This window comes from Paenibacillus sp. GYB004 (assembly GCF_036577605.1).
Taxonomy (GTDB): Bacteria; Bacillota; Bacilli; order Paenibacillales; family NBRC-103111; genus Paenibacillus_AB; species Paenibacillus_AB oceani.
In genome coordinates this window covers 104,004-128,772 of sequence record NZ_JARBDB010000035.1, presented here as the reverse complement: position 1 = coordinate 128,772, position 24,769 = coordinate 104,004, and the positions used below count along the sequence as shown (strand labels likewise).

The following is a 24,769-nucleotide window of genomic DNA, read 5'->3' as shown; positions in this document are numbered from 1 at the left end:
TGCCGATCGTCAAACCCGTCGCGGCAGCACGGTATGGAGGTGATGGCTGCCATGAGCCATAGTGATGCCAAAGGAACAAGAGACGCTTTAATCGGGCAGCTCGTTTATTTTGACGAGCAAGTGTCTTCTTTCTTAGATGAATACAGCGATTCCGCCCGTCAAGACCGGGTCAAGCTTCGCAAGCTGATCGAGCGTTACCAGCGTAAGCTGCAGGATGTTACGTCCAGAAACGACGATCGTCTCGACGAATCGCTTCGATCGGTTGTGCTGATCGGCAGCAGCGTCAAAATCGAATTTCCGGAAGACTCTATCGTGGAAACGTATACACTCGCCTTTCCCGAGCATATCGATCCGGATCAAAACCGGATCTCGTTTTTGTCGCCGCTCGGGCTCAGTCTGTTGTTGGGAAGTGTCGCCGACTCGGTAACCGTAGAAGGGCCGGGAGGAAATTATGTCGTTCATGTCCAGGAAGTGAATTTCGCGGAAAACGCCGTGTATGCGATGCCATAAAGCTGGAAGAAACGCCGGGTCGGACATCGGACGATCCGGCTTTTTGCATATTGGCGGACGATTGACTTCCCCTGATGCCTCCTCTATAATATAAGAACAAATGTTCTTATTCGGAGGGTTCGCGATGAGTAAAGTTCCTATTGAATGTATGGCTGTCGATAGTTCTACGGCTGCCCGGTCGTCCGCAAGACGGAGGCCTGACCTGGACGATCGGCAATATGAAGAGAACATTCGATCGCTTGCGGTCGCTTTATTTACAGAGAGCGAAGCGGTCGTGACGGTATGGGGAGACGAGGAGGAGCAGACCATTCAAGGACGGATCACCAAGCTGGATAAGGAACGCAAAAGAATCAAAATCGAGAACAAATGGGAATACAGCTGGATCGACTTCGCCGATGTGGCAGGCATTCGTCTTCTCTTAGATTGAAGCGAAACTCCCGGATATGGTATGCTGCTTCAGAGCGGGCTTTTCTAACAACCTATCGAGTAATGGAGCAGAGCGGTATGAATAACACTATCGACAAGCAATGGGTATCGCGTAAAGTGCAAAGTTTGATCGCGATATCCGAAGAACTGATTTCTTTCCTGGGAACGAAGCAAGGCGAGGACGGGACGATCCGGATCACGCTTAAAGATTTGGCTACGGAGCTGAAAACATCCGTGCCGTCCGCGACTGAGCGGCTCGATCGGCTGATCGATTTCGGCCTGATCCGGCGTATCGATTCCCGTTCGTATCAGATTGTACATACGAATTTGGCGCAGACGCCTCTAACGAAGATTGAAGAATTGATGCAGGTCGTATCGGATGTGCCAAGCTCCAGCTATAAGCAGCAAGCGGAGGCGCTGGGCATATCGGTGGAAGAGCTCGAGATCGTATACGGATATTTTATTCTTCTCCTGAAGTAGTCTGCCGTTTAGAGTCAAAGGAAGGTCCGGACCGGCCCCGATGCACCAATATCGGTAATATCCCGGATGTGCTTCATCCAGAATTCCGCCGGCAATTGCCGCAACTCCAGTTATGACATGATCCGTCCGCTCCTATCATATACTGCTATCACCCTAGGCTAGAGGTGAGAGGATATGGAGCGTAACGGTTCTGCAGTCAGAGGTTTGTTGTTCGCCGTGCTGCTTGTGGCACCGGTTTGGGGCGTGCTGATCTGGCTATGCAGCCGATAACCGGGATCGGGCTGTCTTAAGCTGCCGGGATTATTTTAAAAAACAGAATCGAAGGTTGACATGATAGGCGATCCTTGGTATTATAGTTTTTGTCGCTAATGAATACGACCTGTTAGCTCAGCTGGGAGAGCACTATCTTGACAGGGTAGGGGTCAGTGGTTCGAGCCCACTACAGGTCATACCAGGAAAGCCTTGAGATATCAAGGCTTTTTTCTATTTTCTATATAGCCGGAACGGACCCGATAAGAGTGGTTTGCAGCCTTTATTTTGCGCAAAATCCGCATGGACGGGGAAATAGCAGCGGTTTGGAGCTCTTAAAATTGGCCATAGGGGTGCAGACCCCGTCAACGGGGCGAAATAAGAGCTACAAACCGCCTTTATTCGCTTCCATCTATCAAAAAGTCGGGAGATAGAGGGTACCAGAGAGTACCAGAGACTCTTATGGCGCTCAACCAACCGCCCTCCTGCAGCAAAACGCCGCACGCTGGAAGCAACGTGCGGCACGATGAAATTTTCGTATCTTTTCGCAACCTCCAACATACGGCTTCTTACAAACGCCGCGTCAATCGGACACGGTCGGACCGTCCTCATCTGCATGTTGCCGCTCCACGTATTGACTCTGATCGCTGCCGTAAATAAAATCGACGGAGTAGTCGATGCCGGGCTGATCCGAGTCCGAAGCGGAAGACAGGCTAACGGCTGCTTTGCGGTGATCGGCTGCTTGTTCCTCGTTGTACATGGAAACCCCTCCTCTCGGTATTAACGGGAGTTTGCACCAGGAGGGCGGTATTTATGCAGGGCGAGCTAACTTTGCCGATGCGGTTCCACACTTTGCCTCTACTTTTGATAGCGGACAATTTTTCGGTACATGGACTTGTTCTTCAGTTTCAAGAATAGCGACTTGGCCGGGTTAAAGTTCGCCTCGATGATCCATACCCGCCCTTTATTATCGATCCCCACATCCAGGCCGACCGTGCGAATCCGGTAATAGTTGTGAAGCTGCCGGGCGGCCTTCAGCCCGATCGACTCGACCCGGTGCTCAATCTCGCTAACCGACCGGCCTTGAATGTCGGATCTCCGGATCGCATCGGAGAGAGGAACGACTTTGCCTTTACTGCGAGCGGTATTCGTGATGATGTACCCGGCCCCGGCGATTTTCGCCAGCTGCCCCGTCAGCACCCATTCCGAGCTGCCCCGCTTGCGCTGCACCATGACGCGTGCGTCGAACGGACGTCCGTTCACCTTCGCCAATCTGATTTTCTTTTGCACGATGTAGGAGGCGCCTTTTGTTTTGCGCTTGATATACGCATAGGTTTCGCTTAACCCGGATATCCTTTTTTTGCTTGTGCCGTGATGGAGCTTGTAAGATTGGCCTCCCTGGGAGACGACCGACATGACTCCGATTCCGCCCGAGCCGGAGGAGGGTTTGACGATCACTTTGCCGTACCGGCTGATCAGTTTCTGAAAATGGCTTTTGGTCATCGAATACGTTGACGGAAGGGTGGACGCCAACTCCGAGGACTTTTTCAATACCCGGTATTTCGCCAGTTTATTTCGGCTGTAGCGCATTCCAGTTCACTTCCCCTGTCTCATTAAATAAAGGGTGATCCTCGTAACGGGTAATCCGGTTATCCGAATCGACGAAGACGACCCGAGGGACCAGCTTGCGGATCTCCTCTTCGTCATACAAGCCGAGACTTAACACAATGACCAGATCGCCGGGCTGGAACAAATGGGCGGGCGGTCCGTTCAGACAGATTTTCCCCGAGCCTTCTGTGCCGGGAATCGCATACGTTTTCCAGCGCGTAGCATTGCGGAGACTGGTGACCTGGACCATCTCGTAGGGATGGATATTCGCCGCTTGCATCAGGAGAGAGTCGATCGTAATGCTTCCTACATAGTCCAGACTGGCTTCAGTGACGGTTGCCCGGTGGATTTTTCCTTTGCACATCAATCTCTTCATCCCGTAATGATCCTTTCTCTTCTCGACGAGTAGTCATTCTTGCGGCCGATCTCAACATCAGACTATGCATAACCGCACAGGAACGTTTGGGAATCGGTGAATTTGGCGCAGGAATAGGCGTCAACCCTCGAACTTTCGTACAGGGGTTCATACGTTGTAAGGAAGCTTGAGAACGGGGGGGATGCTGCGATGAGATTCGGTTTGGTTTGCGGAACATGCGGGAAACAGAAGCCGTTCGACTTACAAGGGATGAAATGCGGCTGCGGCGGCACTTTGTCGGTGGAGTACGATCTCGAACGGGTCGGCCGGACGCTGACCAAGGAAAGCTTGCAAAGCCGCGTAACGTCCATGTGGAGATACGAGGAGCTGCTGCCTGTTGCGAACAGGGACCATATTGTAACGTTGGGGGAAGGGTGGACCCCGCTGATCCGGTTGTATTCGCTGGAGCGGCAACTGCGGGTCCGCAAGCTGTGGGTCAAGAGGGAAGAGCAAAATCCGACCGGAAGCTTTAAGGCACGGGGCTTCTCGGCGGCAATCTCAGTGGCCAAGGAGCATGGTGTCCGAAAAGTGGCCGTTAACTCCAACGGCAACGCCGCTTCGGCTCTAGCCGCCTACGCCGGCTATGCGGGCATGGAAGCTTATGTGTTCCTGCCGAAGGATTGTCCGGGGCTGATCGCAGCGGAATGTTCGCTGTATGGCGCGTTTACTTGTCTCGTAGACGGATTCATTCACGATGCGGGGCGCATTATTCAGGACGGCGGTCAGGAACAAGGCTGGCATCATGTCGGCACGCTGAAAGAGCCCGGCAGGGCGGAAGGTAAAAAAACGATGGGGCTGGAGCTCGCGGAACAGCTCGGCTGGAAGCTACCCAATGTGATCGTGTACCCCACCGGCGGCGGATCGGGGCTGATCGGCATGTGGAACGCGTTCATGCAGTTGAAGCGGCTCGGATTGCTGGAGGGCGACTTGCCGAGGATGGTCAGCGTGCAGGAACAAGGCTGCCAGCCGGTAGTCGATAATATGGAGCGGGGCGGACCGTTCGTGCCGATCACGTCCGGCGTTAGCTCCAATCCGACAGGGATGCGCGTTCCCGAGCCTCCGGACGGCGAGCTGATCGTCCGGGTGCTGCGCGAGTCGGGCGGCACCGCAGTAGCTGTATCCCCGGAGGAGATCCGCTGTGCGCAGGCGGAGATGGGCAAGTCCGGCATATCGTCTTCGCCCGAGGGGGCGGCTGCGTGGGCGGGGTTCCTTCGACTACTGGACCGGAACTGGCTGCGTCCAAGCGATGAAGTCGTCCTGTTTAATACGTCGCACGCGATGAAATATACGCCGAGTCAGCCAGATCGATTGCCGGTCGTCAGGACGTATGAAGAATGGAAACGCCGGCGGACCTAGGAGGTCTGCCGGCCTGCGATTGTGATATAATAGCGTCAGCACGAAAAACATAGATTACGCTAGCCTGTGCCGGAGGATCAGATGAAACGATACAGTGAGATGAATCAGGAAGAACTACAGGAGCAGATCAAGCTGCTGAAACGGGAGCGGCGGCGGGCGGAGTTTCCGAGCCAGGCGGAGATGCTGGAGCGGAAAATCTGGATGGCCAAAGCGTACTTGCTGTCACCCGAGTCGTTTCCTCCCGGACAGTATGAGGTGGAAGGGCACTCGGAACCTTTTGAGCTCCGTTATGTGAACGGGGTGATGGCTTGGGGCAAGATGGGGGATGAGGACGAAGCGAGCTTCCTGCTCTCCATGCTGAAGCCGAAGGAAGCGGGCGGCACGGCTGCGGAGAAACCGTCTTGAACGCGGCTCGTCCTCACCCGGATTCCCGCCAGGGACGGGAAAGACGGCCGGATGACGTTGTCCGATCGCTCGCCAGCGGCACCGTTATGCGACAACTCCCCGACCGGCTAATCCGTCCCGCACATCGAACCGAACAGCCGGTCGCAGCGGTCGATCAGCTCGATATCGAGCTGTGTAATGCCGCCTTCGCTCCAGGTTGTGACGCTTAGTGTTACGACTTTATACTCGATCGTGATCATCGGATGATGGTTCAGAGCTTCGGCGATCATCGCGGTTTGCTGTACGAATTCGATGCCTTTCATAAATTGCGGAAACCGGTATTTTTTGATAAGCCACTTGACGTCTTTGCGTGTCCAGCCGGTGCGGGTCGCCAGCAGCTCCTGAATGTGCTCGTCGGTTAATCTGCTCATAATAGCAGCACCACTCTCCAAATCTAGTTCTCGTTTATCGGACGGTGTGAACCGGAGGACGCGCCGTCCTTCCTCTTATTATACACGAACATGAAGGCAGGGAATGTCGGGATGTTTAAATTTAATGCACAATTGATGTTTGAAGCCGAGATTCGTCCATTCCAGGCGTTTGCCGAACGAAGGGGGCCCTTTGTGGACATATATATGCGGCTTGAGCCGGGAGGGCAGCGCTGGCCGGACGATTTGACCGAGCCGGGGGCTCTGGTCATTTGCGACGAGACCGGAAATCCGATCGACTATGTCGTGCAAAGCGAAGGCTGCGACTGCGAATACCGGTTCACGGAGAGCGAGAAGGAACAGCTCCGGCGGTATATCGTAGAGCAGCGGCTGATCGAAAAATGCCAGATAGAATGAAAAAAGAGAGGGAACCTGTCCCTCTCTTCGTCGTTATTAAGCTTCAACAATCAATTTGGCTTTCATGTTTGCGTGGCCTGCACCGCAAGGGACGCTGCATACGATCTCGTATGTACCCGGTTTGTCGAACGTAACTTCCTTGGACGTATCTTTGCCTTGCAACGTAACTCCAAGTCCGTTAATTTCGATGCCGTGAACGCCTTCCGAGTTTTTCAATACGACTTTCATCGTTTCGCCCTGTTTCACTTTGTATTCCGTTTGATCGAACTTGAAGTTGCTGGCCGTTATTTTTAACTGCGGCGTACCCGATTCGGCTGCAACATCTTCCTCGCTCTTCTCCGGCGTTGCGCTGATCATCAGGAAAATCAGACCGAAGGCGCAAGCTCCGAAAAACAGAGCGGACATGACCCATTTATACATGTGTGGTCCTCCTCGAACAAAATGTCACTTCAAGATTATACGCTATTTCGGAATTCAAATCCATTCGCCCTTTCCTTCACTTTATGACAAAACGTTGAACAAATCGGTACATCCTTCATTGTTGCCTGTTCATCCGGACATCAAACGGCGGCGTTTGCACCTTTCCATTGCTATCGGCTGCGCAAATTTCCGCAACAATCAAAGAAGTAGGCGCACGACCAATTTGACGCCCATGGGTGTTTAACCGTGTTCCGGATAGGTGCTTCCCCATAGACTAATGTAGATTGCAGGACACAAGGGAGGTGCAATAATGGAATATATGCCAAAGCAGACCGGGTTCAAACCGATGCAAGCTCCGATGCCGGTCGCGCCGATTTCGGCAGGACCGATGCCGATGCCGATGCCCATGCCAATGCCCATGCCGATCGCCAAGCCTTCGTATGAACACGTTTCGGTCAGCTACGTGCAAGCCCCTGTTTGCGAACCGAAGAAAACTCACGGCTGCGCCAGCTCGGCCGGTATCATATTGGTACTGTTCATCCTTCTTGTCATCATCAGCCGCGGTAAATGTTAAGCGAAATGAAGCGGCGGATGGAAGCCGGGGCTTGCTGCTCCGGCTTTGTCCTTTCTACATGCCGGAACGAACCGATCCGGCACGAAACGATACGGGTGGTGAAGGTTGGGAATGGAGAAGCCGCAAGGCACACATCGTAAACGCTCCGATATTCATCCGAAGATGAGCCCGCTTTTGCGTAAAGCGGTTTCCGGTATGATCCGCCGGAACGAGGGCCGTTCCGCGAGCGGCAAGCTGCGCGTCATCATCGAATTCGACTGCAAGCCTTCGCTGCGGATGGTCGAATCCTTACGGCGCAGCGTCGTGACTCACGCCCACCGGTTCGAGCCGCTGCGGAGAATGTCGCGGGTATACGCGCTGTCGGCCATCGTATCGGTCGCATGTCTGCGCAGGCTGTGCCGTCATCCGAACGTGCTTCGCATTCATTTGGACAGCAAGCTGAAGATCAGCTTAAATGTCGCTACGCCTTCCGTGGGTGCCACAGCGCTGCAAAGACGCGGAATTGGCGGAAAAGGAATCGCCATCGCAATTATCGATACCGGAGCTTACCCGCATCCGGATCTGACCCGGCCGGTCAACCGGATCGTAGCCTTCAAAGATTTCGTGGGACACCGGACCCGCACTTACGACGACAACGGTCACGGAACGCATGTGGCGGGCGATGCGGCCGGCAACGGGTTCAGCTCACGGGGCAAATACCGGGGATCGGCCGATCAGGCCAAGCTCGTTATTTTGAAGGCGTTCGACAAGTTCGGGGATGCGAACAGCTCGGACGTCATCGCGGCCGTCGACTGGGTATTGCGCAACCGCAAAAAATACAATATTCGCGTCGTGAACATGTCGTTCGGTTCGCCGGGCGTAACCCGGTGCTCCGACGATCCGATATGCCGGGCGGCCGAGCGGGCATGGAGAGCCGGACTCGTCGTCGTGACGGCCGGAGGCAATTCGGGACCCGATCCCCGAACGATCGAATCCCCGGGGATAAGCCCGCTGCTGCTAACCGTCGGAGCGGTTAATGACCGCCGTACGATCCGACAGGCGGACGATATGGTTGCGCTGTTCTCCAGCCGCGGCCCGGCCGCCGGCAACCGGATCAAGCCCGACTTGACCGCTCCGGGTGTCAACATCGTCTCGTTGCGGGCGCCGGGATCGACCCTCGACCGGAACTATCCGTCTGCGCGGGTAGGCAACCTGTACTTCAGACTGTCCGGTTCGAGCATGTCCACGCCGATCGTAAGCGGCGGCGCCGCCCAACTGCTTCAGCGGTATCCCGCTTTGAAGCCGGAGGGGGTGAAGCGGCTGTTGAAGGCCGGAGCGTTCAAGCTGAGGAAAAGTCCGAATGCGGTCGGCAGCGGAGTGCTGAACGTCGGATTCATTGCAAAACCGCTATTGCCAGTCGTCAGAAGCCGTGGTAAGATATAGCATTATTACGGAAGGGCCTCTAGGGATCCGCGGCCGCTGGAGAACAGCTTGCCGGCGAACCGAGCGAGGCCGGGCGCAGGCCATAACCGATCGCGCTACACCGCAGGGATAAAAGACCCGTGGCAAGTTCCGGCTCATGATTCGATGAGCGGACTGCAACGGGTCTTTTGTGCTTTAATCGGATGAAGAGCGAACAAACGAAAAGGAGGGATAGCGGCTGTGAAAGCAATCCGGGTGCAAGGACTGACGAAGCGGTTTAGTCAAAAGCGGAAGAAAGCAGGATTAGGGGGCAGTATGCGGGCGCTGTTTAAACCGGAATATACGGAGAAGACAGCCGTTAGCCCGATCGACTTCGAGGTGGAGAAGGGGGAGTTTTTGGCATTTCTCGGCCCGAACGGCGCAGGCAAATCGACCACAATCAAGATGCTGGCGGGCATTCTCCACCCGACGGCCGGTTTTGCCGAGGTGCTCGGACTGTGTCCGTGGAAGGAACGGAAGAAGCTGGCTTACCGGATCGGTTCCGTATTCGGGCAAAAATCGCAGCTGTGGTATCATCTGCCACCCGCGGATACGTTCGAACTGATGAGACGGATTTACGAGCTGGAGGAGAGCGATTATAAGAAGCGGCGCTCGGAGCTGATCGAACGGTTCGAGCTGGGACCGTATATCGATATCCCGGTGCGGAAGCTGTCGCTCGGCGAACGGATGCGCTGCGAGATCGCGTCGGCTTTGCTCCACCGGCCTAGTGTCGTTTTTCTAGACGAACCGACGATCGGCCTCGATGTCGTCGTCAAGCAGCGAATCCGCGAGATGCTGCGCGAAATGAACGAAACGGAGCGGATGACCGTATTTCTCACGTCGCACGACTCCGGAGATATCGAGCAGCTGTGCAGCAGAGCGATCGTTATCAATCACGGGCAAATTGTGTTGGACGATAAAGTGTCCAGCCTGAAGCGCCTGTATTTGACCCGCAAGACGATCGATCTCACGCTGCGGGAAGAAGCCGAGCCGTTCCCGTATCCGGGCGTAGAGCAGCTGCTGCGATCCGGCAGACGGCTGAAGCTGTCGGTCGATACGTCGCAGACGTCGATCGAGGAGGTGCTGGCGCAACTCGTCGGGCGCTACCGGCTCGACGACGTGACGATCGAAGATCCGCCGATGGAAGAAGTCATCTCGCATATATACGCAAGCCATACGCAAAGGGGGACGCTGCCGTGATTGTAGTCCGGAAAGCGGCGAAGTACGCGGCCTACGCCCGAATGACGGTGCGGAATCATCTCGCGTACGTGCTGGATTTTCTGATGCGTTCCCTGTTTCTGCTCGTTATTCTTTACATCTTTTTTCAACTGTGGTCCGTCACCTTCGAGGGCGTAGGGGAGAGCCGCATCAATGGTTATTCGTTCGAGCAGATGATCTGGTATCTGGTTGTCGCGGAATCGATCATATTGGCTTCGCCGAAGCTGAACGCGAAGGTGGAGGCCGAAGTGAAAAACGGCGACATCGGTTACCAACTGATCCGGCCGGCCAGCTACCTTCTTATGCATTACGGCAGCTACATGGGTGAAGCGGCGGTCCGGGTTGTCGTCAATTTACTGCTCGGTTCGGCTCTGGCCACGATCTGGTTCGGCTGGAGCTGGCCTGGCTGGAACGTGCCGATGATGTTGGCGGTTATGATCGGGGCTTTTACAGTCAATTTCCTGATGGCGATGCTGATCGCGTTATGCGCGTTCTGGGTGGAGGAGACGCGGGGGCTTGATTTTGTCTACAATAAGCTGCTGTTTACGGTAGGAGGCATGCTGCTGCCGCTGGAGATGTTCCCCGATGCTTTGAGGAGCGTCAGCGAGTGGCTGCCGTTCCAGACGATTGCTTATTTCGCGGCGAAGACGGCGGTGCTGCCCGATGCGAAGGAGCTGGTCCGGATGATCGCGGTGCAGTGGGGCTGGGTCGTCCTGCTGGCGGCTGGAGCGGGGCTCGTCTACCGGAAAGGAGTGCGGAAGCTGAATGTCAACGGCGGCTAATTTGCTGAAGTTTGTGTGGGCGTGCTGGAAGCTTAATTTATCCGGAGCGATGGAATACCGGATGAGCTTTTTTTTGACGGCAGGCATGATGGTGGTGAACAACGTAGTCTGGATTTTTTATTGGGGCGTTTATTTTACCAAATTTCCGGTCGTCAACGGCTGGGAGCTGCAGGACGTCATGATGATGTGGGCGGTCAGCGCCGGAGGTTTCGGGTTGTCCGCCGTGTTGTTCGGCAACAGCTATGCGATGTCCACGCTTATTGCGAACGGCCAGCTGGATACGTATTTGACCCAGCCCAAGCCGGTGCTGCTGCACGTATTGATCAGCCGGATGTCCGTCTCCGCCATCGGCGACGTTGTCTTCGGCTTGATGTTGTATGCGTTGTTCGGCGACCATACGCTCGCGGGATTGCTGAAATTCGGCTTCGGCCTCGCTCTTGCGACGACGATCTTCATCTTTTTTAATGTAATCGCCCAGTCGCTCGCCTTCTACATAGGCAACGCTGAAGGAATCGGGCAACAGGTGTTTATCGGCTTCGTCACCTTTTCCACTTACCCGACGGATATATTCCGGGGGCTGGGAAGGCTCGTTTTATTCACGGTGATTCCTGCAGGCTTCATCAGCTATTTGCCGATCGGCTTGCTCCGGGAAGTGAAATGGACGTTTCTGGCCGGGGCAGCCGGTATGGCGCTGCTGGTCACCGCCGTCGGCGTATTTGTTTTCTACCGGGGGTTGAGACGGTACTCCTCGGGCAATATGATGTCGATGCGTGGCTGAAGCGAGCCCTCTAACTTGCCACCCCATGGCAGTTCGATCCGGGCGATCCCGATCTGGTATAATCGGTTCTAGACCCCAACAAGTTGCTGCAGAAAGAGGAATGACCATGATCGACACAATAACGGTACAAAATAATGATCAGCTGGAGATGTGCCTGAACTTGCGCAGGGAAGTGTTCGTCAAGGAGCAGTCGGTCCCCGAGGAGCTCGAGGTGGATCAGTGGGATGTGCTTGGAACGGAATGCCGGCATATTCTGATCCTGTCGGACGGGGAAGCGGCGGCGACGGCGAGGCTGATCCGCTACGACGCACAGACGGCCAAGATGCAGCGGGTGGCGGTCCGAAGCGCCTTGCGGGGGCAAGGCTACGGACGTATCGTGATGGAGGCTCTGGAGAAGTTGGCTCGTGAACTCGGGTTTTCCCGCTCGCTGCTGGATGCTCAAGTAACGGCGCGTCCCTTTTACGAACGGCTCGGATACGAGGCGGTGTCCGAGGAACTGTTTTACGATGCAGGCATTCTTCATGTGAGGATGACCAAAACGATCGTCTAGACGACGGTCGCTAGGGCAAGGCAGACTTCAAAGGCGCTCCGTGAACGGGGCGCCTTTGAAGTCGTGCGGCGGAATGTCCAAGTTTCATTCCGTGCTAAAGCGGGAAATACGGTCGGCTTCCTTCAGGGCATCCGAACGAAGCGAACTAAGCATCCTGGCAAGGCTTTTCGGGGACGGCTTTACAAGTCCGTTTCCGAACGGTCCGCCGTGCGGTTCGCCTCCGGCACGCCCGGCAACGGCAGCGAGATCCGGAACGTTGTACCTTTGTCCAGCTCGCTTTCCACCTCGATCAACCCTCCGTGATCTTGGACGATTTTATGGCAGATCGATAACCCCAGCCCGGTTCCCGTATCTTTGGACGTATAGAACGGCTGGAAAATCTGGTCCAGCTCGTCCGGCGCAATCCCGGTCCCCGTATCCTTCACTTCCACGACGGCAAAGGCTCCCGACTGCTTAAGCGCGATCGTCACTTGTCCTTGCTCGTGCATCGATTCGATCGCGTTTTTGATCAGGTTGAGCAGCAGTTGGACGAGCTTGTCCGGGTCCATCCAAATCTGGATGGACGGGTGAGACGCTTCGTATACTAGCCGGTGTCCGAGACGGGTCGTTTCCGATTCGGTCAGCGAAATCACTCTTTGAATGCAAGTATGGACGGGCTGCAGAACGAAATGAGTGGCGCTTGGCTTGGAAAATCGCAAAAACTCTGCCGTAAGCTCGGACATTCGATCAATTTCTTCCATAATCATGTTATACCAGGGCTCAATGTTGTACCCGTTTGAACGGGAGATTTGCAAAAAGCCCTTAATGGTCGTTAGCGGATTGCGGATTTCATGCGCCATCCCGGAAGCGAGCTCGCCGACGATTCGCAGCCGCTCGGAACGGGCGATGATCACTTCTCTCTTCATCCAGATGTCCTGCTTCATCGCAATCATGTTTTTCTCCGCTTTGGCGAGAAGCTGCTCGCGGGTCGTACCGTCGTCCGGAGATGAGGAAAATCCGTATGAAAGCTGCAAGCCCGTCAGCTTCGAAATTTCGGATTCGATAAACCGGCGTACCGATTCGAGCTCCGCCGCTCCGCCTCTTCCGAATACAACGGCCAGACGGCCGTCCCCGTAACGTGTAATAACCGCTTTGTCCGAGAAAGAAACGCTCAGCAGCCCGGCGATTTGACTGGGCAGCCGAGCCCTTTCGGGATCGGGCTGGGACTGCTCCAGCATGTTGGTTTCGTTGCAATCGATCAATGCCGTCAGGACCGGAGAAGGCTCGCGCAGCAGGCCGTCCATATGCCGATGAAACACGTCGTACGTTACAAGTCCGGCGAGCGGCTCACGATGAGGCGGCTTGTCGGGGGTGGCGACGCGTTTATGTTTGTCCGCGATGTGGGCGATTACTGAACTGATGATGAACAACCCGGAACAAACGGCAATGAGTACGCCAAACAGCATAACATTACCTCCGTCTTAATGTTAAGAGGTATACCAACACAACAATACCACTCCGATCCGGCTATTGGTACACGGACATTCTATAGATTTCCTCAAGAAACGTTAAAGTTCTAATAAAATAGCAGGATTCGGGAATGTTACATAAGGATTGGCAAATCAAAAAAAGGAGGCGGAGGAAATGAACTCCAATTCGAATAACGAAAGAGAAACGTTCGTAGCCGTGCAAAAAAACGGGGACGGAGACATTACGGCCTTCCAAACGTCGACCGGACGTACGCTGAACTACGAGCAGGCTTTGACGGAAGTGCAGGGCGGCCAGATCGCCGGCGTCAACGCATTTAAAGGAAGAGACGGCGAAACGTATATTCGGGGAGACGCCGACGGCGATCCGAGCAACAATCTCGACAATCTCCCTACGTTCTGAAAAACATATCGTTCACCACAGCATGGAAAAACCGGGCTCTAGGCCCGGTTTTTTTGGCGTTTACTTATTCCTATTCATTCAGATGGCGGCATCGGTCGGGAACGAATACGTCTTGCGCTGAAGTATAAACTTCATCAGCCCGGTATGACCGACGTACGAGTCCATATCGTCTCCGTAATGCATCAGCCATACTTTCTTCTGAATATCAGGGGGCAGCGTCATCAGCTCGGCGAGCGTGGCGTGTACCAGGCCGTGTCCTTCCAGCTGGCAATCGTGCAGCAGATACGTACAGCCCCGTTCGTGAACGGCTCGGATCAGCTCGGGATCGAACACCGTGTCTCCGCTATAAAACAGCTGATTATTCAAAATAGCAGCGTAGCTCGGCATATTCCGGAAATGCGTGGTCGGCAAAATCTCAATCGTAAAGCCCGGATGGATCAGATGCGGAACCCCGCTTCTCAGCGGAATCACGTCAAAAAACTGGTCGAGCGACTGGTCTTCCTCCGCGCCGTACTGCAGACCGCCCTTCAAGGAATGCTCCCACAGCGGGCCGATCAGCTGTTCTTCGATGAAGAGTGCCGGTTTTTTCTTGTATTGAAACTTCAATCGCAGCATTAGCTCTTCGAAGCCGCCGATATGATCGGCGTGCAGATGTGTGACGAACACGCCGTCGATCCTGTCAAGCGGGGCGTTCAGCTCATGCATCGCAAGCGGTGCCGTAATGCCGAAGTCGATCATGAGCGTATACCCGTTGCACGTTACGAGCGCGTTGTTGTTGTAATATTTTTTGGCAAAGGCCGAGCCCGTCCCGATCATCTGGATATCGATGCGCATATAGTTTCTGCTTCCTCCTTCGGCTTGTTCGAATAAACGTTGCATGCGCACGTCATTTGAGGACATATTGCTTCAAATGTATCATTTTTCCTGTCAAATGGAAAGGAGTTGATCACGGATTTTCGACAAATTTTTCAGTATGCCTGCGGCTTCCCCGCTCCGCAAATAAACGTACCCCCGGTACAGAGGCGGAGTCTTGTTCATCCTCTTCCGCATAGTATACAAGGCGATCAGGCAACGGGTCGACAAGCGCGCGGGAGGAAAAATGATGGCGGGGAAAAAAGTAAAAAAACAAGCGTCCTCGGGAAGGACGCAGGCTCATTACAAATTTGTAACTTCCGACGTATGCGCGGTGTGCAAGCATCAGTGCGCGCGGGGCATCCGGTATATGGAACGGATGAAGCAGCCCGGCGCAGTCGGCAGAGGCGTTCCTTGCGTGCTCACCCGTTATTTCAAGTGACCGTAATCCGTTCGGGATACGGATATACGTTTATGCCGCTGCCTCTCCGGCCATTGACAGTCCAGGGCCAAGGCAAGCGGTTATCCGGCGGCGAGCGGATCGTTCCTTGCGGTCCATTCGCCGCCTTCGTATGTGCGGGAGGGTGCAACGGCACAGACGACGAATCAGATCTGCGGCCTCCCTTGTTCCTTTTGATATCCCGGGATGCCACGGAAGCGGTTCCATGGTATCATAATCGTATGGAAAATCGAGGAACGGAGGGTGTGCCGTGGGCAAAACGAAACATTCCGGCCCGATGAAACTGGATACGAGGCTGAAGCCGTCGCTGTGGGTAAGCCCTGCACCGCTTGGTCTCGGCAAAGTGAAGCCGCACCACATTTGGGATACGTTGAAAGCGGTTTACGACAATCGCGACAATCTCCCGTACGCCTACCGTATTCTGACACAAGGGGTGTGCGACGGATGCGCGCTGGGCGTATCCGGACTGCGGGACCGGACGTTGACCGGCCCGCATCTGTGCACGACCCGGCTGAACGTGCTCCGGCTGAATACGATGCCGGCCATCGAGCCCCGCTGGCTCGAGGATGTCTCGAAGTTGAGGGAGATGGACAGCGCCGAGCTTCGCAAGCTGGGCCGTATCCCGTATCCGATGATCCGGAGGAAAGGGGAAAACCGGTTTACGCGCCTCACCTGGGATGAAGCGCTGGAGCGGATCGCGGCCAAAATACGCAGCATCGACCCGAAGCAGCTCGCGATGTATTGGACCGCGCGGGGCATTACGAACGAAGTGTATTACACGGCTTCGAAGGTGGCGCGGTTCCTCGGCACGAACAATATCGACAACGCGTCGCGTATATGCCACTCGCCGAGCAAGACCGCCCTGAAGCGCTCGCTCGGCATAAGCGCCTCAAGCTGCAGCTACAAAGACTGGATCGGCACCGATGTTCTCGTGTTCTGGGGCTCCGTAGCCGCGAACAACCAGCCGGTGTCGACGAAATATATGTACGCCGCCAAGAAAGCCGGGACCCGGATTATCGTGGTGAATCCGTACCGGGAGCCTGCGATGGAGAACTATTGGATTCCGTCGATTCCGGAGAGCGCCCTGTTCGGGACGAAAATCGTCGACGATTTCGTCCAGGTACATATCGGGGGAGATATCGCCTTGATGAACGGGGTGATGAAATATTGGTTCGAGCTGGAGAAGGACCGCCCCGGAAGCGCCATCGACCGGAAGTATGTGCACGAACATACGACGGGATACGAAGAGCTTCGCAAGCATGCCGCTTCATTGAGCTGGCCTGCGCTGGAGAAAAGCTCCGGGCTGGCCCGACAGCAGATCGGCGAGTTTGCGCAGACACTGGCGTCGGCCCAAACCGGCGTGTTCGTCTGGAGCATGGGCTTAACCCAGCACCGGTTCGGTACGGACAACGTATCGCAGATCGCCAACCTGGCGATGCTCCGCGGTTTTATCGGCAGGGAGAGATGCGGGTTGATGCCGATTCGCGGGCATAGCGGGGTACAGGGCGCCGGTGAGATGGGCGCCGAGCCGATGTCCTTGCCGGGAGGAGGGCCGATCGACGAGGAGAGCCGGGATCGTTTCGGGAAGCTGTGGGGGTTCCCGATTCCTGCTTGGTCCGGGGATATCGTCGGCTTGTCGCTGGAGAACGCGCTATTGCCGGAAGGGCACGAGCGACGTACCCGTGTCTTTTATACGAGCGGCGGGAATTTCCTCGAGACGATGCCGAAGCCGGAGTTTATCCGCTCCTGTCTGGAACGTATGGAGCTTCGGGTTCATCAGGATATTATTCTGAACACGTCGACGCTTGCGGACGCCCGTGAGGAAGTGATCGTCCTGCCGGCGATGACGCGTTACGAGCAGCCCGGAGGCGGAACGTCGACGAGCACGGAGCGGATGGTTTATTACAGCCCGGAGATCGAAGGCCCGCGAATCGGGGAAGCCCGGGCGGAATGGGACATTCTCGTCGATTTGGCGGGGAGGGTCAAGCCCGAGCACAAAGCGAAAATCGCCTTCCGCTCCGTACAGCACATTCGCGAAGAGATCGCGGAGGCTGTTCCGTATTATGACGGGATTCAGCATCTGTCCAAGGCGGGGGACGTTTTCCAATGGGGCGGCGTATGGCTGTGCGAGGACGGGATCAGCCCTACGCCGGACGGCAAGGGACGGCTTCTGCCCATCCAACTCCCGGAGCTGCGCAAGCCGGAAGGTCATCTGTACGTCACGACCCGCAGAGGCAAGCAGTTCAATTCGATGGTATACAGCCGTATCGATCCGTTTAATGCGGCCAGGCGCGACGACGTGCTGCTGCACGCATCGGACGCCGGGGAGCTGGGAATTGCCGAGGGCGAAGCGATCGTGGTCTATAACCGGAACGGTACGATGTACGGCCGGGCCAAATTCGCCGAGATCAAGCCGGGCAATGTCGAGGTGTTTTGGCCGGAAGGCAATGTGCTGTTTCCGGTCGGCGTCTACGAGCCTCATGCTGGAATTCCGGAATACAACGGCGCGGTTATTATCGAGAAGGCGGAGACGTTTTTCGCTTTTAAAGACACCCGGTATGCCGAGCGGAGAATTGCCGAGCTGGATATCGGAACGGAGTAGCAGGCTCCCCCATAAGAGCCGCAATCGGCCGAATGCTTCGGGCAATGGTTCTAAATGATATAGATGGAACGGCCCGGTGAAGTCATCGCCGGGCTTTTTCTTTTGGTCGAAAAACCGGATAAGTCGTTGGAACTATTTGTCATGCAGGACTTTAGTCTAATTATTTGTCGAAGATCGATGAATTTCATGCAGGAATTGGAAAGATCACGTGGAATATATTGGAGTTGCGATTAGAATGTGCTGAGGTTATGGACATGAATCTACTTATGAAGCCGCTCGTTCGTTTGATGGGGCGAATGAAATATAAACAAAAGCTGTATTTGATGGCGCTTGCAGTTATCGTTCCGTTCAGCCTGCTGGCGGTGTATTGGATTCAGGATATCGAGGACGACTCCCGCCGGATGCGAATCGGTCGGGAAAGTCTGCTCGTTCATGATGCGCTCGTGCAATTGTACGGCGACATCCAGATCCATAGAGATTTTGCCGGACGTGTCTCAGCCGATCCAGCAGCTGTACAGGAGAAGCGCAAGGAGCTGCAGGCGGGGATCGATACGAAGCTGGCTGCTCTGGGACACGTGCTTCGCCAAACGAATGCTCCGGATAGCGTGACCGAGGACTGGCGAGCGGTCTCCGCCTACTGGAACGAATCCACACGTGCGGAAACGGCCATGAGTCCGGCGGAAGCCGTCTCCGCCCACTCGAAGGCGCTAAGCGTGATCTACGCGATGATGATCCGCACCGCCGAACGATCGGGGCTCGGTCATAGCGCGGACCCGGCGACGGCACGGCTGGCGGAAGCGGCTCTGACGAAGCTGCCGGTCGTCATCAGCCAGGCGGATGATCTGCGTACGGCCGCCGCCTCCGAGCTGTCTCTCGGCGCTGAAGCCTTAAGTTCGCGGGTCAAGCAGCCGGCTGACGAAGCCGTCTCGAAATTGCTCCAATTGCGTGAAGGCACCCTTAAGCAGATTCCCGAGCCGCAAACGCAGCAGCGGTTGAACCAGGCTTTGGAAAGCGCTGTATCTGCATTTGCCGTGTTATCCGCCAAGCGGCCGGCCCCTGCTTTCGAAGCAGGCTTGACTCGTTTGGACAAGGAGCAGCTCGACTCCCTCTCCCGAGAGGCGGTTAAGAAAGTATATGACGTATACGCGGAATATTCGAGGCTGCTTGACGATACGTTGAAGCAGCGCGCTGCCCGTCTGAAATCCGGCAAAATCGTCGTCGTTCTGTTTGTCATAGCCGGCCAGCTGGCGTCGATTCTGCTGTTCACGGCCGTATACAAAACGGTTATCGGGTCGGTGGCCGAACTGAAGCGCGTATCGCGAAGGATCGCCTCCGGGGATTTATCGGCACGGGTCCGTCTGCATGCCCGCGATGAATTGCGCGAGGTGGAGACGGCGTTTAACAGAGTCATCGATTCCTTCGACCAGACGATGTCCGAAAGAAAGCTGGAAGAAGAGCAGATGCGGCACAAGGCGTATTATGACGCGCTGACCGGACTGCCGAACCGGTTTCTGCTGCAGGACCGGCTCCGCACGGCGATCTCCCACGCGAGCAGGCAAGGGGGGATGCTGGCCGTTCTGTTTATCGATCTGGATGGATTCAAGCATATTAACGATACGCTCGGACACCGGACAGGCGATATGCTGCTTCATGCGATCGCCGGACGGCTCCGCTCGCGGCTCAGGGAAAGCGATACGGTGTCCCGGGTGGGCGGGGACGAATTTATTATATTGCTGCCTGACCTGTCAGAGCGGCAAGTCGCGGCTTACGTGGCGCGCAAGCTTGTAGACGAGATGTCCAAGGCGTTCGTATTCGAAGGGCAGGAATTGTTCGTATCGGCGAGCGTCGGCATCAGCCTGTACCCGGGCGACGGAACCGATTCCGACACGCTGCTCCAGAAGGCGGACTCGGCGATGTACCAGGTCAAATCCAACGGCAAAAACAATGTCCAGCTGATCGACAACGAAGACAAGGGCGGCGTGCAGCAGAAGCTGAATCTGGAGAACGAGCTGCGGATCGCGCTGGACAAAGGCCAATTCCATGTCGTCTATCAACCGATAGTCGGAGCGGAGAGCGGGACGCTGGCGGGGGTTGAAGCTTTGCTGCGCTGGAACCATCCGAGACGCGGGCTTCTGTACCCGGCGGACTTTATGGAGGTGGCCCAGCAGAGCGGACTGATTGTCCGGATGGACGAATACACCCTTGCGGCCGCATGCCGGCAGATGAAGGGCTGGAAGGACGGGCTCGGATGGAACGTTCCGGTATCGGTGAACTTGTGCCTGCATCCGGAGTGGCGGGGCCGGCTGGCCGACAAAGTGTCGGAGCTGCTTGCCGCGAGCGGGCTCCATGCCGATCAGCTCGTGGTGGAATTTACGGAAAACCGGGTGTTTCAAAACCTGGATGAGACGCTGCACATCCTAAAGAGCCTGCGCTTGCTCGGCGTACGCATTTTGCTGGACGATTTCGGAACCGGATTTTCGTCGTTCACGTATTTGAAGAAGCTGCCGATCGACGGGCTCAAAATAGACCGCACGTTTGTAAAAGACATTCCGCACGGACTGAAAGACTCGGCGATCACAGCTTCGACGGTAACGCTTGCCAAGCAGCTTCATATGCGTGTAGTTGCAGAAGGAGTGGAGACGGAGGAGCAGCTCCAATATTTAAAGCAGATCGGTTGCGGTGAAATTCAAGGGTATATCGTATCCAAGCCGGAAACGGCGGGTGTGATTGCAAGCCGTTTTCGGTAATGCCGGTCTACCAGGCAGCTCGGCGAATGATAGAAATTGAATCAGCAGGGAAGTGTGGTGCTGAAAAAGAACCGCAGAATATTGGAAACCGGGCTGCAGGATCCTTAGCGGCTGTACCGCATGACTTTGACAATTAATTGGTCCAGCTGTTGGCTTATTTCCAGTACTTGAGGATGTCCGAAGTTGAATTCATATATTTTTGCCGTGCGCAGAAGTTGTTTTTTTAACAGGTCGATTTCGACTTGAAGGCCCGTCAGATGATTCATGTTGATTCCGCTTCCTCTTTCTGATGTATATTTCTGTATCAGTTTACATGATTTTTATTGATCGTGTAACACCATTCCGTGCAGGTTTATTTTTGTTTACAAACTACTTGGGGTTCATGTAGAATAAAATATTTACCAATTCATAGAAAGCTCTATCAGTCATCCATATCATAGAACAAACAAACGATTCTTGCAGCTGATTTCTAATAAGGCCGGCAAACTTTTGTGACGGTTTCCCGCAACTTTTTGCAGACGTGCGAGTATAACGATTCAGAACAACACGTTTGATGGAGGTAATCGCATGAAGGTGAAGCGGCTTGCCGCACTAACAGCAACATTAGTCGTGCTTGGAGCAGGAATCGTATACGCTGGCTCCCCGTGGGGAGATTATAAAGGTTTTGACAAAGTAAAAGTGCAGGTAAACGGATCGGCGGTGCCCGATGGCGATGTTCCTGCGTTTATGATCGACGGCCGCGTCGTGCTGCCGCTTCGTGCTTTATCCGATTCGCTTCAGGCCGTCGTCCAGTGGGACGATTCAGCGAAGACGGTTAATATGTATAAACCGAATGTACATATGTTCGTCGCCGAGAAGCTCGGCAAGAAAGATTCGCTCGAAACGCCGTTCGGAGCCGTACCGCTCGGCAAAAAGCTGGATTTTGTCGTATCCGCGCAGGTCGACAGCTTGACTACACCGATCGATGCGTTCAAGATCGATCTGGTGTCTCCGGCCGGAGACGTGATCCGGACGACGGAAGTGCCGATGGAACAAAGCAAGGAGAGCTTCTGGTATACTTGGCCGCTTGAAGCCGTGCATTTTGAAGCGTCCGGCACCTATAAGATTCAGTTTAAAATCAAGATCGACAAATCGCAAGATTACGCCGTCGTCTCTGAGAAAAAAATCATTTCCCAGTAAGCTCCGCGCGCCATTCGTTTCATTGACCGTCGATAGGGAACATGGTACGATAGGATGGGTTTGAAATTCAATCGATGAAACGAGGGTTTTGCATGAGCGACCATCAGCACGACGAAAATTGCGGCTGCGGAGAGCATGAGGAAGACGTATTTATTTTAACCGACGAAGACGGCAACGAACACGAGATGGTGATCGTATATACGTTTGAAACGAAAGAGAAAGCGTACGCCGTATTGCTGGACCGCAACGACCCGGAATCGGACAGCATCATTTTCCGGATCGATGAAGAAGGCGAGGAGTCTTTCCTGGTCAACATCGAAGACGATGCCGAGTGGGAGCACGTTACGGCAGTATACGAGCAGATCGTAGAATCGGAAACCGAGGCATAAGATAGCGGAAAGAACCCCCTTTGCACAGTGCAGAGGGGGTTTTTTGGTTTTGCTAGAAGAGCAGAGCCGGACAGAGGGAACGTGATTCTATCACTTGCGCGGATTAAAGTACATTGTCCGGCCGTTGAACAGCCGAAGCTCGGCCTTTAAGTGACGCGCCAAATATTTGCACAATTCGTTGCCTTTGGACTTGTCGCCGTGCGTCGCGTCATCGGGAAGCGTCACTTGAATGTACGTTTTTTCTTTCTCTTCTTCGGTTTGGGTGCCGACGCCGAACAATATGTATTTATACAGAGGATTGCTGCCTTTCAAGTAAAACCATTTGCCCTGGCCTTCCGGCTTCGTCTCAATCGAATAAGGAAACGCGGAACCGGCATAGTCCCATCCAAGCTGACGGCCCGTTAGCCCGGTTTGCTCTTGGTAACGGCCGAGGTGGTCTTTCAGTTCGTCCAGCGTCAGGGTGGATGCGGCCGATCCGTCCACCAAATAAATGTAAGCGCTTTGCGCCATCGTTACACCGCCCTTGTCGTTCCGTTTGTCAATGACCATCATAGCACTTCATCCCTTTATTGACAATATCCGCTGACGCCGGCGGATGCACCAATCCCTTATCCGGGACGAGACGGATACATTTATCATTGTCAAACTGGCGAGGAGGATGGTATAGTAACTGTAAAATATTATAAATATTCAGAAAATTCAAACGAATGGAGCGTGATTCTCATGTTTGAACGTTTGTATGATACGTCCGAGCAAGCTCAAGTGCAATTTATCGGCTATGCTTCCGATCGGGCACGCTACGATTTCGGAATTGTGTATACGAACGCCTTTTTCGGCAAACCGATCGTATTTTGTATGCAAACGAACCGTTCGACTCTTCTCGATTATGACGATCTCGATAATTTGACTTATCTGCAAAAAGCGTTCCAGCTCACAACCGCCGAAGCGGAGGAAGTATCGGTACTGATGAAGCAATTTATTCCTACCTTGTCGATTAAGGATCAATATTAAGGGTTCGGATCGGACACCAAAACGGAGAGGGGCCCTAGGGCTCCTCTCCGTTTTGTATGGGCTGCCCGCTGGCAGAACGGCAAATTTCTCAGAAAATCGGCTTGGTCTCGACGATCACTTTGACGAATTCGATCGTGCGGTCTTCCGGGCCTTTGACCGGCAATCCGACCTCCAGATGATCGACGATATAATCGATGTTGTCCTGGGAGATCACTTCGCCAGGAAGCAGGATCGGTATCCCAGGCGGGTATACATAAATAAATTCAGCCATAATGCGCCCCGCAGATTCTTTAAACGGCACAATCTCCGTATCTCCGTAAAAAGCGTCGCGGGGGGTCAGCGACAGCTGCGGAATTTCCGGAATGTGAATGACGAGCTCGTTCGAATGATTGACGTTGTGCGTTTCCTTGGAGAGCTCCGCCAGTGCCCGGATCAAAATGTCGACATTCTCCTGCGTATCGCCCGGTGTGACGAGGCAGAGAATGTTGTACATATCGCTCATCTCAATCTCGAGGTTGTACTTCTCCCGCAGCCAGTTCTCGGCGTCATACCCCGTAATGCCCAGATGGCGTACGTGCACGGTCACTTTGGTCGGATCGTAGTCAAACGTCGCTTCCGTCCCCAATATTTCTTCCCCGAAGCAATGCAGTCCGGGTATTTCATTAATCGCCCTGCGGGCGTATTGGGCCAGCTGCAAAGCTTTCTCCGCGATCGCTTTGCCGTTCAGCGCCAAGTTTCTGCGGGACGTATCGAGTGAGGCCAGCAGCAAATAAGACGTCGAAGTGGTCGTCAGCATGCTGATGATCGTCTGAATCCGACGCTGGTTGATTCTCGGACCTTGCACGTTCAGAATCGAGCTTTGCGTCATCGAGCCGCCGAGCTTATGAACGCTGGTGGCCGCCATGTCGGCGCCGGCTTGCATTGCCGATATCGGCAAATCGTCATGGAAATGAATCAGCGACCCGTGAGCCTCGTCGACGAGTACGGGAATATCGTAGCTGTGCACCAGTTCGACGATTTCTTTCAGGTCGGCGCATACGCCGTAATAGGTCGGGTTGATCACGAGCACCGCTTTAGCGTCGGGATGCCGGCTTAACGCTTTTTTGACGGAGCTGGTCGTGACCCCGTGATCGATCCCCAAATTGGCGTCGCGTACCGGCGACAGGAAGATCGGCTTGGCTCCCGAGAATATAATGGCAGACAATATCGATTTATGCACGTTGCGGGGAACGATGATTTTATCGCCTTCTCCGACGACGGACATAATCATGGTCATAATCGCGCCGCTCGTGCCTTGGACGGAGAAGAACGTATAGTCGGCTCCGAATGCGTCGGCTGCGAGCTGCTGCGCTTCCAGGATAACTCCTGTCGGCTGGTGAAGATCGTCCAGCGGCGCTATATTGATCAGGTCGATCGAAAGTGCGTTATCTCCGATAAACGAGCGAAACTCGGGATCGGAGCCGACCCCCGTTTTGTGTCCGGGAATATGAAACTGAATCGGGCGTTTGGCCGCATGCCCGGTCAGTGCGGTAAATAAAGGGGTGCGGTTATGATCCATGCGGTCATCCCTTCCTTCCGGCGATTTCGAATGATATGCTTAAAGAGGTTGTTCAAAAAGTCCACTT

Annotated in this window: 29 protein-coding genes and 1 tRNA gene; 20 read left to right on the top strand and 10 right to left on the bottom strand. The window is 54.8% G+C overall.

Features of this window, described 5'->3' with window-relative positions; translation table 11 throughout:
• Window positions 1–51 precede the first annotated feature (51 nt).
• The 4 genes from PV433_RS15390 to PV433_RS15375 all read left to right on the top strand — a co-directional run bounded on the left by PV433_RS15390 (window position 52) and on the right by PV433_RS15375 (window position 1,865).
• The gene (locus PV433_RS15390; protein WP_332072963.1) at window positions 52–510 is read left to right on the top strand and encodes a GreA/GreB family elongation factor; all 459 of its coding nucleotides are present in this window, start codon (window positions 52–54) and stop codon (window positions 508–510) included.
• A 124-nt stretch (window positions 511–634) separates the two neighbouring features.
• Window positions 635–937, top strand: a complete 303-nt coding sequence (locus tag PV433_RS15385; protein ID WP_332072962.1) for a YolD-like family protein — start codon at window positions 635–637, stop codon at window positions 935–937.
• Between the two features lie 77 nt (window positions 938–1,014).
• Window positions 1,015–1,416, top strand: a complete 402-nt coding sequence (locus tag PV433_RS15380; RefSeq protein ID WP_332072961.1) for a hypothetical protein — start codon at window positions 1,015–1,017, stop codon at window positions 1,414–1,416.
• 376 nt (window positions 1,417–1,792) lie between these two features.
• Window positions 1,793–1,865 (top strand) — tRNA-Val (locus PV433_RS15375).
• Window positions 1,866–2,248: 383 nt separating this feature from the next.
• On the opposite strand, the gene PV433_RS15370 is transcribed toward PV433_RS15375, so the two are convergent.
• The 3 genes from PV433_RS15370 to panD form a co-directional block, all read right to left on the bottom strand.
• Complete coding sequence (locus PV433_RS15370; protein ID WP_332072960.1) at window positions 2,249–2,425, bottom strand: hypothetical protein; 177 nt, start codon at window positions 2,423–2,425, stop codon at window positions 2,249–2,251.
• Window positions 2,426–2,523: 98 nt separating this feature from the next.
• On the bottom strand, window positions 2,524–3,255 hold the full coding sequence (locus tag PV433_RS15365; protein ID WP_332072959.1) for a YheC/YheD family protein: 732 nt from the start codon (window positions 3,253–3,255) through the stop codon (window positions 2,524–2,526).
• On the bottom strand, window positions 3,236–3,649 hold the full coding sequence (gene panD, locus PV433_RS15360) for an aspartate 1-decarboxylase (RefSeq protein ID WP_332072958.1): 414 nt from the start codon (window positions 3,647–3,649) through the stop codon (window positions 3,236–3,238). Before panD ends, PV433_RS15365 begins: the two co-directional genes overlap by 20 nt.
• Window positions 3,650–3,838: 189 nt before the next feature.
• On the opposite strand from panD, the gene PV433_RS15355 reads away from it, so the two are divergent.
• Window positions 3,839–5,044 (top strand): threonine synthase, encoded by a 1,206-nt coding sequence (locus PV433_RS15355; protein WP_332072957.1) that lies wholly within the window; start codon window positions 3,839–3,841, stop codon window positions 5,042–5,044.
• 81 nt (window positions 5,045–5,125) lie between these two features.
• A complete protein-coding gene (locus PV433_RS15350) occupies window positions 5,126–5,449 on the top strand; it encodes a DUF1811 family protein (protein WP_332072956.1) in 324 nt (107 codons plus the stop codon).
• 107 nt (window positions 5,450–5,556) lie between these two features.
• On the opposite strand, the gene PV433_RS15345 is transcribed toward PV433_RS15350, so the two are convergent.
• Window positions 5,557–5,859 (bottom strand): 4a-hydroxytetrahydrobiopterin dehydratase, encoded by a 303-nt coding sequence (locus tag PV433_RS15345; RefSeq protein WP_332072955.1) that lies wholly within the window; start codon window positions 5,857–5,859, stop codon window positions 5,557–5,559.
• Window positions 5,860–6,051: 192 nt separating this feature from the next.
• On the opposite strand from PV433_RS15345, the gene PV433_RS15340 reads away from it, so the two are divergent.
• Window positions 6,052–6,273 carry a hypothetical protein gene (locus tag PV433_RS15340; RefSeq protein WP_332072954.1) on the top strand — a complete coding sequence of 74 codons (222 nt, stop codon included), beginning with the start codon at window positions 6,052–6,054 and terminating at the stop codon, window positions 6,271–6,273.
• A gap of 36 nt (window positions 6,274–6,309) precedes the next feature.
• Here PV433_RS15340 and PV433_RS15335 read toward each other — a convergent pair whose 3' ends face one another.
• Window positions 6,310–6,693, bottom strand: coding sequence for a cupredoxin domain-containing protein (locus tag PV433_RS15335; protein WP_332072953.1), 384 nt, complete (start codon window positions 6,691–6,693; stop codon window positions 6,310–6,312).
• A gap of 310 nt (window positions 6,694–7,003) precedes the next feature.
• Here PV433_RS15335 and PV433_RS15330 point away from each other — a divergent pair, with 310 nt between their 5' ends.
• The 6 genes from PV433_RS15330 (at window position 7,004) to PV433_RS15305 (ending at window position 12,035) form a co-directional block, all read left to right on the top strand.
• Window positions 7,004–7,267, top strand: coding sequence for a hypothetical protein (locus PV433_RS15330; protein ID WP_332072952.1), 264 nt, complete (start codon window positions 7,004–7,006; stop codon window positions 7,265–7,267).
• A gap of 111 nt (window positions 7,268–7,378) precedes the next feature.
• A complete protein-coding gene (locus PV433_RS15325; RefSeq protein WP_332072951.1) occupies window positions 7,379–8,689 on the top strand; it encodes a S8 family peptidase in 1,311 nt (436 codons plus the stop codon).
• Window positions 8,690–8,908: 219 nt separating this feature from the next.
• A complete protein-coding gene (locus PV433_RS15320; protein WP_332072950.1) occupies window positions 8,909–9,907 on the top strand; it encodes an ABC transporter ATP-binding protein in 999 nt (332 codons plus the stop codon).
• Window positions 9,904–10,707, top strand: coding sequence for an ABC transporter permease (locus PV433_RS15315; RefSeq protein ID WP_332072949.1), 804 nt, complete (start codon window positions 9,904–9,906; stop codon window positions 10,705–10,707). Before PV433_RS15320 ends, PV433_RS15315 begins: the two co-directional genes overlap by 4 nt.
• Window positions 10,691–11,485: an ABC transporter permease gene (locus PV433_RS15310; RefSeq protein ID WP_332072948.1), complete on the top strand. Its 795-nt coding sequence runs from the start codon at window positions 10,691–10,693 to the stop codon at window positions 11,483–11,485. The genes PV433_RS15315 and PV433_RS15310 overlap by 17 nt, the downstream gene beginning before the upstream one ends.
• A 106-nt stretch (window positions 11,486–11,591) precedes the next feature.
• Window positions 11,592–12,035: a GNAT family N-acetyltransferase gene (locus PV433_RS15305; protein WP_332072947.1), complete on the top strand. Its 444-nt coding sequence runs from the start codon at window positions 11,592–11,594 to the stop codon at window positions 12,033–12,035.
• 179 nt (window positions 12,036–12,214) lie between these two features.
• Here the strand turns inward: PV433_RS15305 and PV433_RS15300 are convergent, their stop codons facing one another.
• On the bottom strand, window positions 12,215–13,480 hold the full coding sequence (locus PV433_RS15300; RefSeq protein ID WP_332072946.1) for an ATP-binding protein: 1,266 nt from the start codon (window positions 13,478–13,480) through the stop codon (window positions 12,215–12,217).
• Between the two features lie 178 nt (window positions 13,481–13,658).
• On the opposite strand from PV433_RS15300, the gene PV433_RS15295 reads away from it, so the two are divergent.
• A complete protein-coding gene (locus tag PV433_RS15295) occupies window positions 13,659–13,904 on the top strand; it encodes a DUF3892 domain-containing protein (protein WP_332072945.1) in 246 nt (81 codons plus the stop codon).
• 78 nt (window positions 13,905–13,982) lie between these two features.
• Here the strand turns inward: PV433_RS15295 and PV433_RS15290 are convergent, their stop codons facing one another.
• On the bottom strand, window positions 13,983–14,738 hold the full coding sequence (locus PV433_RS15290; RefSeq protein WP_332072944.1) for an MBL fold metallo-hydrolase: 756 nt from the start codon (window positions 14,736–14,738) through the stop codon (window positions 13,983–13,985).
• Window positions 14,739–15,003: 265 nt separating this feature from the next.
• Between PV433_RS15290 and PV433_RS15285 the strand changes: the two genes are divergently transcribed.
• The 3 genes from PV433_RS15285 to PV433_RS15275 all read left to right on the top strand — a co-directional run bounded on the left by PV433_RS15285 (window position 15,004) and on the right by PV433_RS15275 (window position 20,565).
• Window positions 15,004–15,198, top strand: a complete 195-nt coding sequence (locus PV433_RS15285; RefSeq protein ID WP_332072943.1) for a hypothetical protein — start codon at window positions 15,004–15,006, stop codon at window positions 15,196–15,198.
• Window positions 15,199–15,466: 268 nt separating this feature from the next.
• The gene (locus PV433_RS15280; protein ID WP_332072942.1) at window positions 15,467–17,818 is read left to right on the top strand and encodes an FdhF/YdeP family oxidoreductase; all 2,352 of its coding nucleotides are present in this window, start codon (window positions 15,467–15,469) and stop codon (window positions 17,816–17,818) included.
• Window positions 17,819–18,072: 254 nt separating this feature from the next.
• Entirely contained in the window at window positions 18,073–20,565 is a 2,493-nt protein-coding gene (locus PV433_RS15275; RefSeq protein ID WP_332072941.1) for a putative bifunctional diguanylate cyclase/phosphodiesterase, read from the top strand.
• Between the two features lie 104 nt (window positions 20,566–20,669).
• Here the strand turns inward: PV433_RS15275 and PV433_RS15270 are convergent, their stop codons facing one another.
• On the bottom strand, window positions 20,670–20,831 hold the full coding sequence (locus PV433_RS15270) for an aspartyl-phosphate phosphatase Spo0E family protein (RefSeq protein WP_190926329.1): 162 nt from the start codon (window positions 20,829–20,831) through the stop codon (window positions 20,670–20,672).
• A gap of 301 nt (window positions 20,832–21,132) precedes the next feature.
• Here PV433_RS15270 and PV433_RS15265 point away from each other — a divergent pair, with 301 nt between their 5' ends.
• Complete coding sequence (locus PV433_RS15265) at window positions 21,133–21,744, top strand: stalk domain-containing protein (protein WP_332072940.1); 612 nt, start codon at window positions 21,133–21,135, stop codon at window positions 21,742–21,744.
• Between the two features lie 92 nt (window positions 21,745–21,836).
• The gene (locus PV433_RS15260) at window positions 21,837–22,133 is read left to right on the top strand and encodes a DUF1292 domain-containing protein (protein ID WP_190926333.1); all 297 of its coding nucleotides are present in this window, start codon (window positions 21,837–21,839) and stop codon (window positions 22,131–22,133) included.
• 90 nt (window positions 22,134–22,223) lie between these two features.
• On the opposite strand, the gene PV433_RS15255 is transcribed toward PV433_RS15260, so the two are convergent.
• Entirely contained in the window at window positions 22,224–22,643 is a 420-nt protein-coding gene (locus tag PV433_RS15255) for a DUF1885 family protein (protein ID WP_332073079.1), read from the bottom strand.
• 213 nt (window positions 22,644–22,856) lie between these two features.
• Between PV433_RS15255 and PV433_RS15250 the strand changes: the two genes are divergently transcribed.
• Window positions 22,857–23,144 carry an SAV0927 family protein gene (locus tag PV433_RS15250; protein ID WP_332072938.1) on the top strand — a complete coding sequence of 96 codons (288 nt, stop codon included), beginning with the start codon at window positions 22,857–22,859 and terminating at the stop codon, window positions 23,142–23,144.
• Between the two features lie 88 nt (window positions 23,145–23,232).
• Here the strand turns inward: PV433_RS15250 and PV433_RS15245 are convergent, their stop codons facing one another.
• A complete protein-coding gene (locus PV433_RS15245; protein WP_332072937.1) occupies window positions 23,233–24,702 on the bottom strand; it encodes an aminotransferase class I/II-fold pyridoxal phosphate-dependent enzyme in 1,470 nt (489 codons plus the stop codon).
• Window positions 24,703–24,769: the final 67 nt, after the last annotated feature.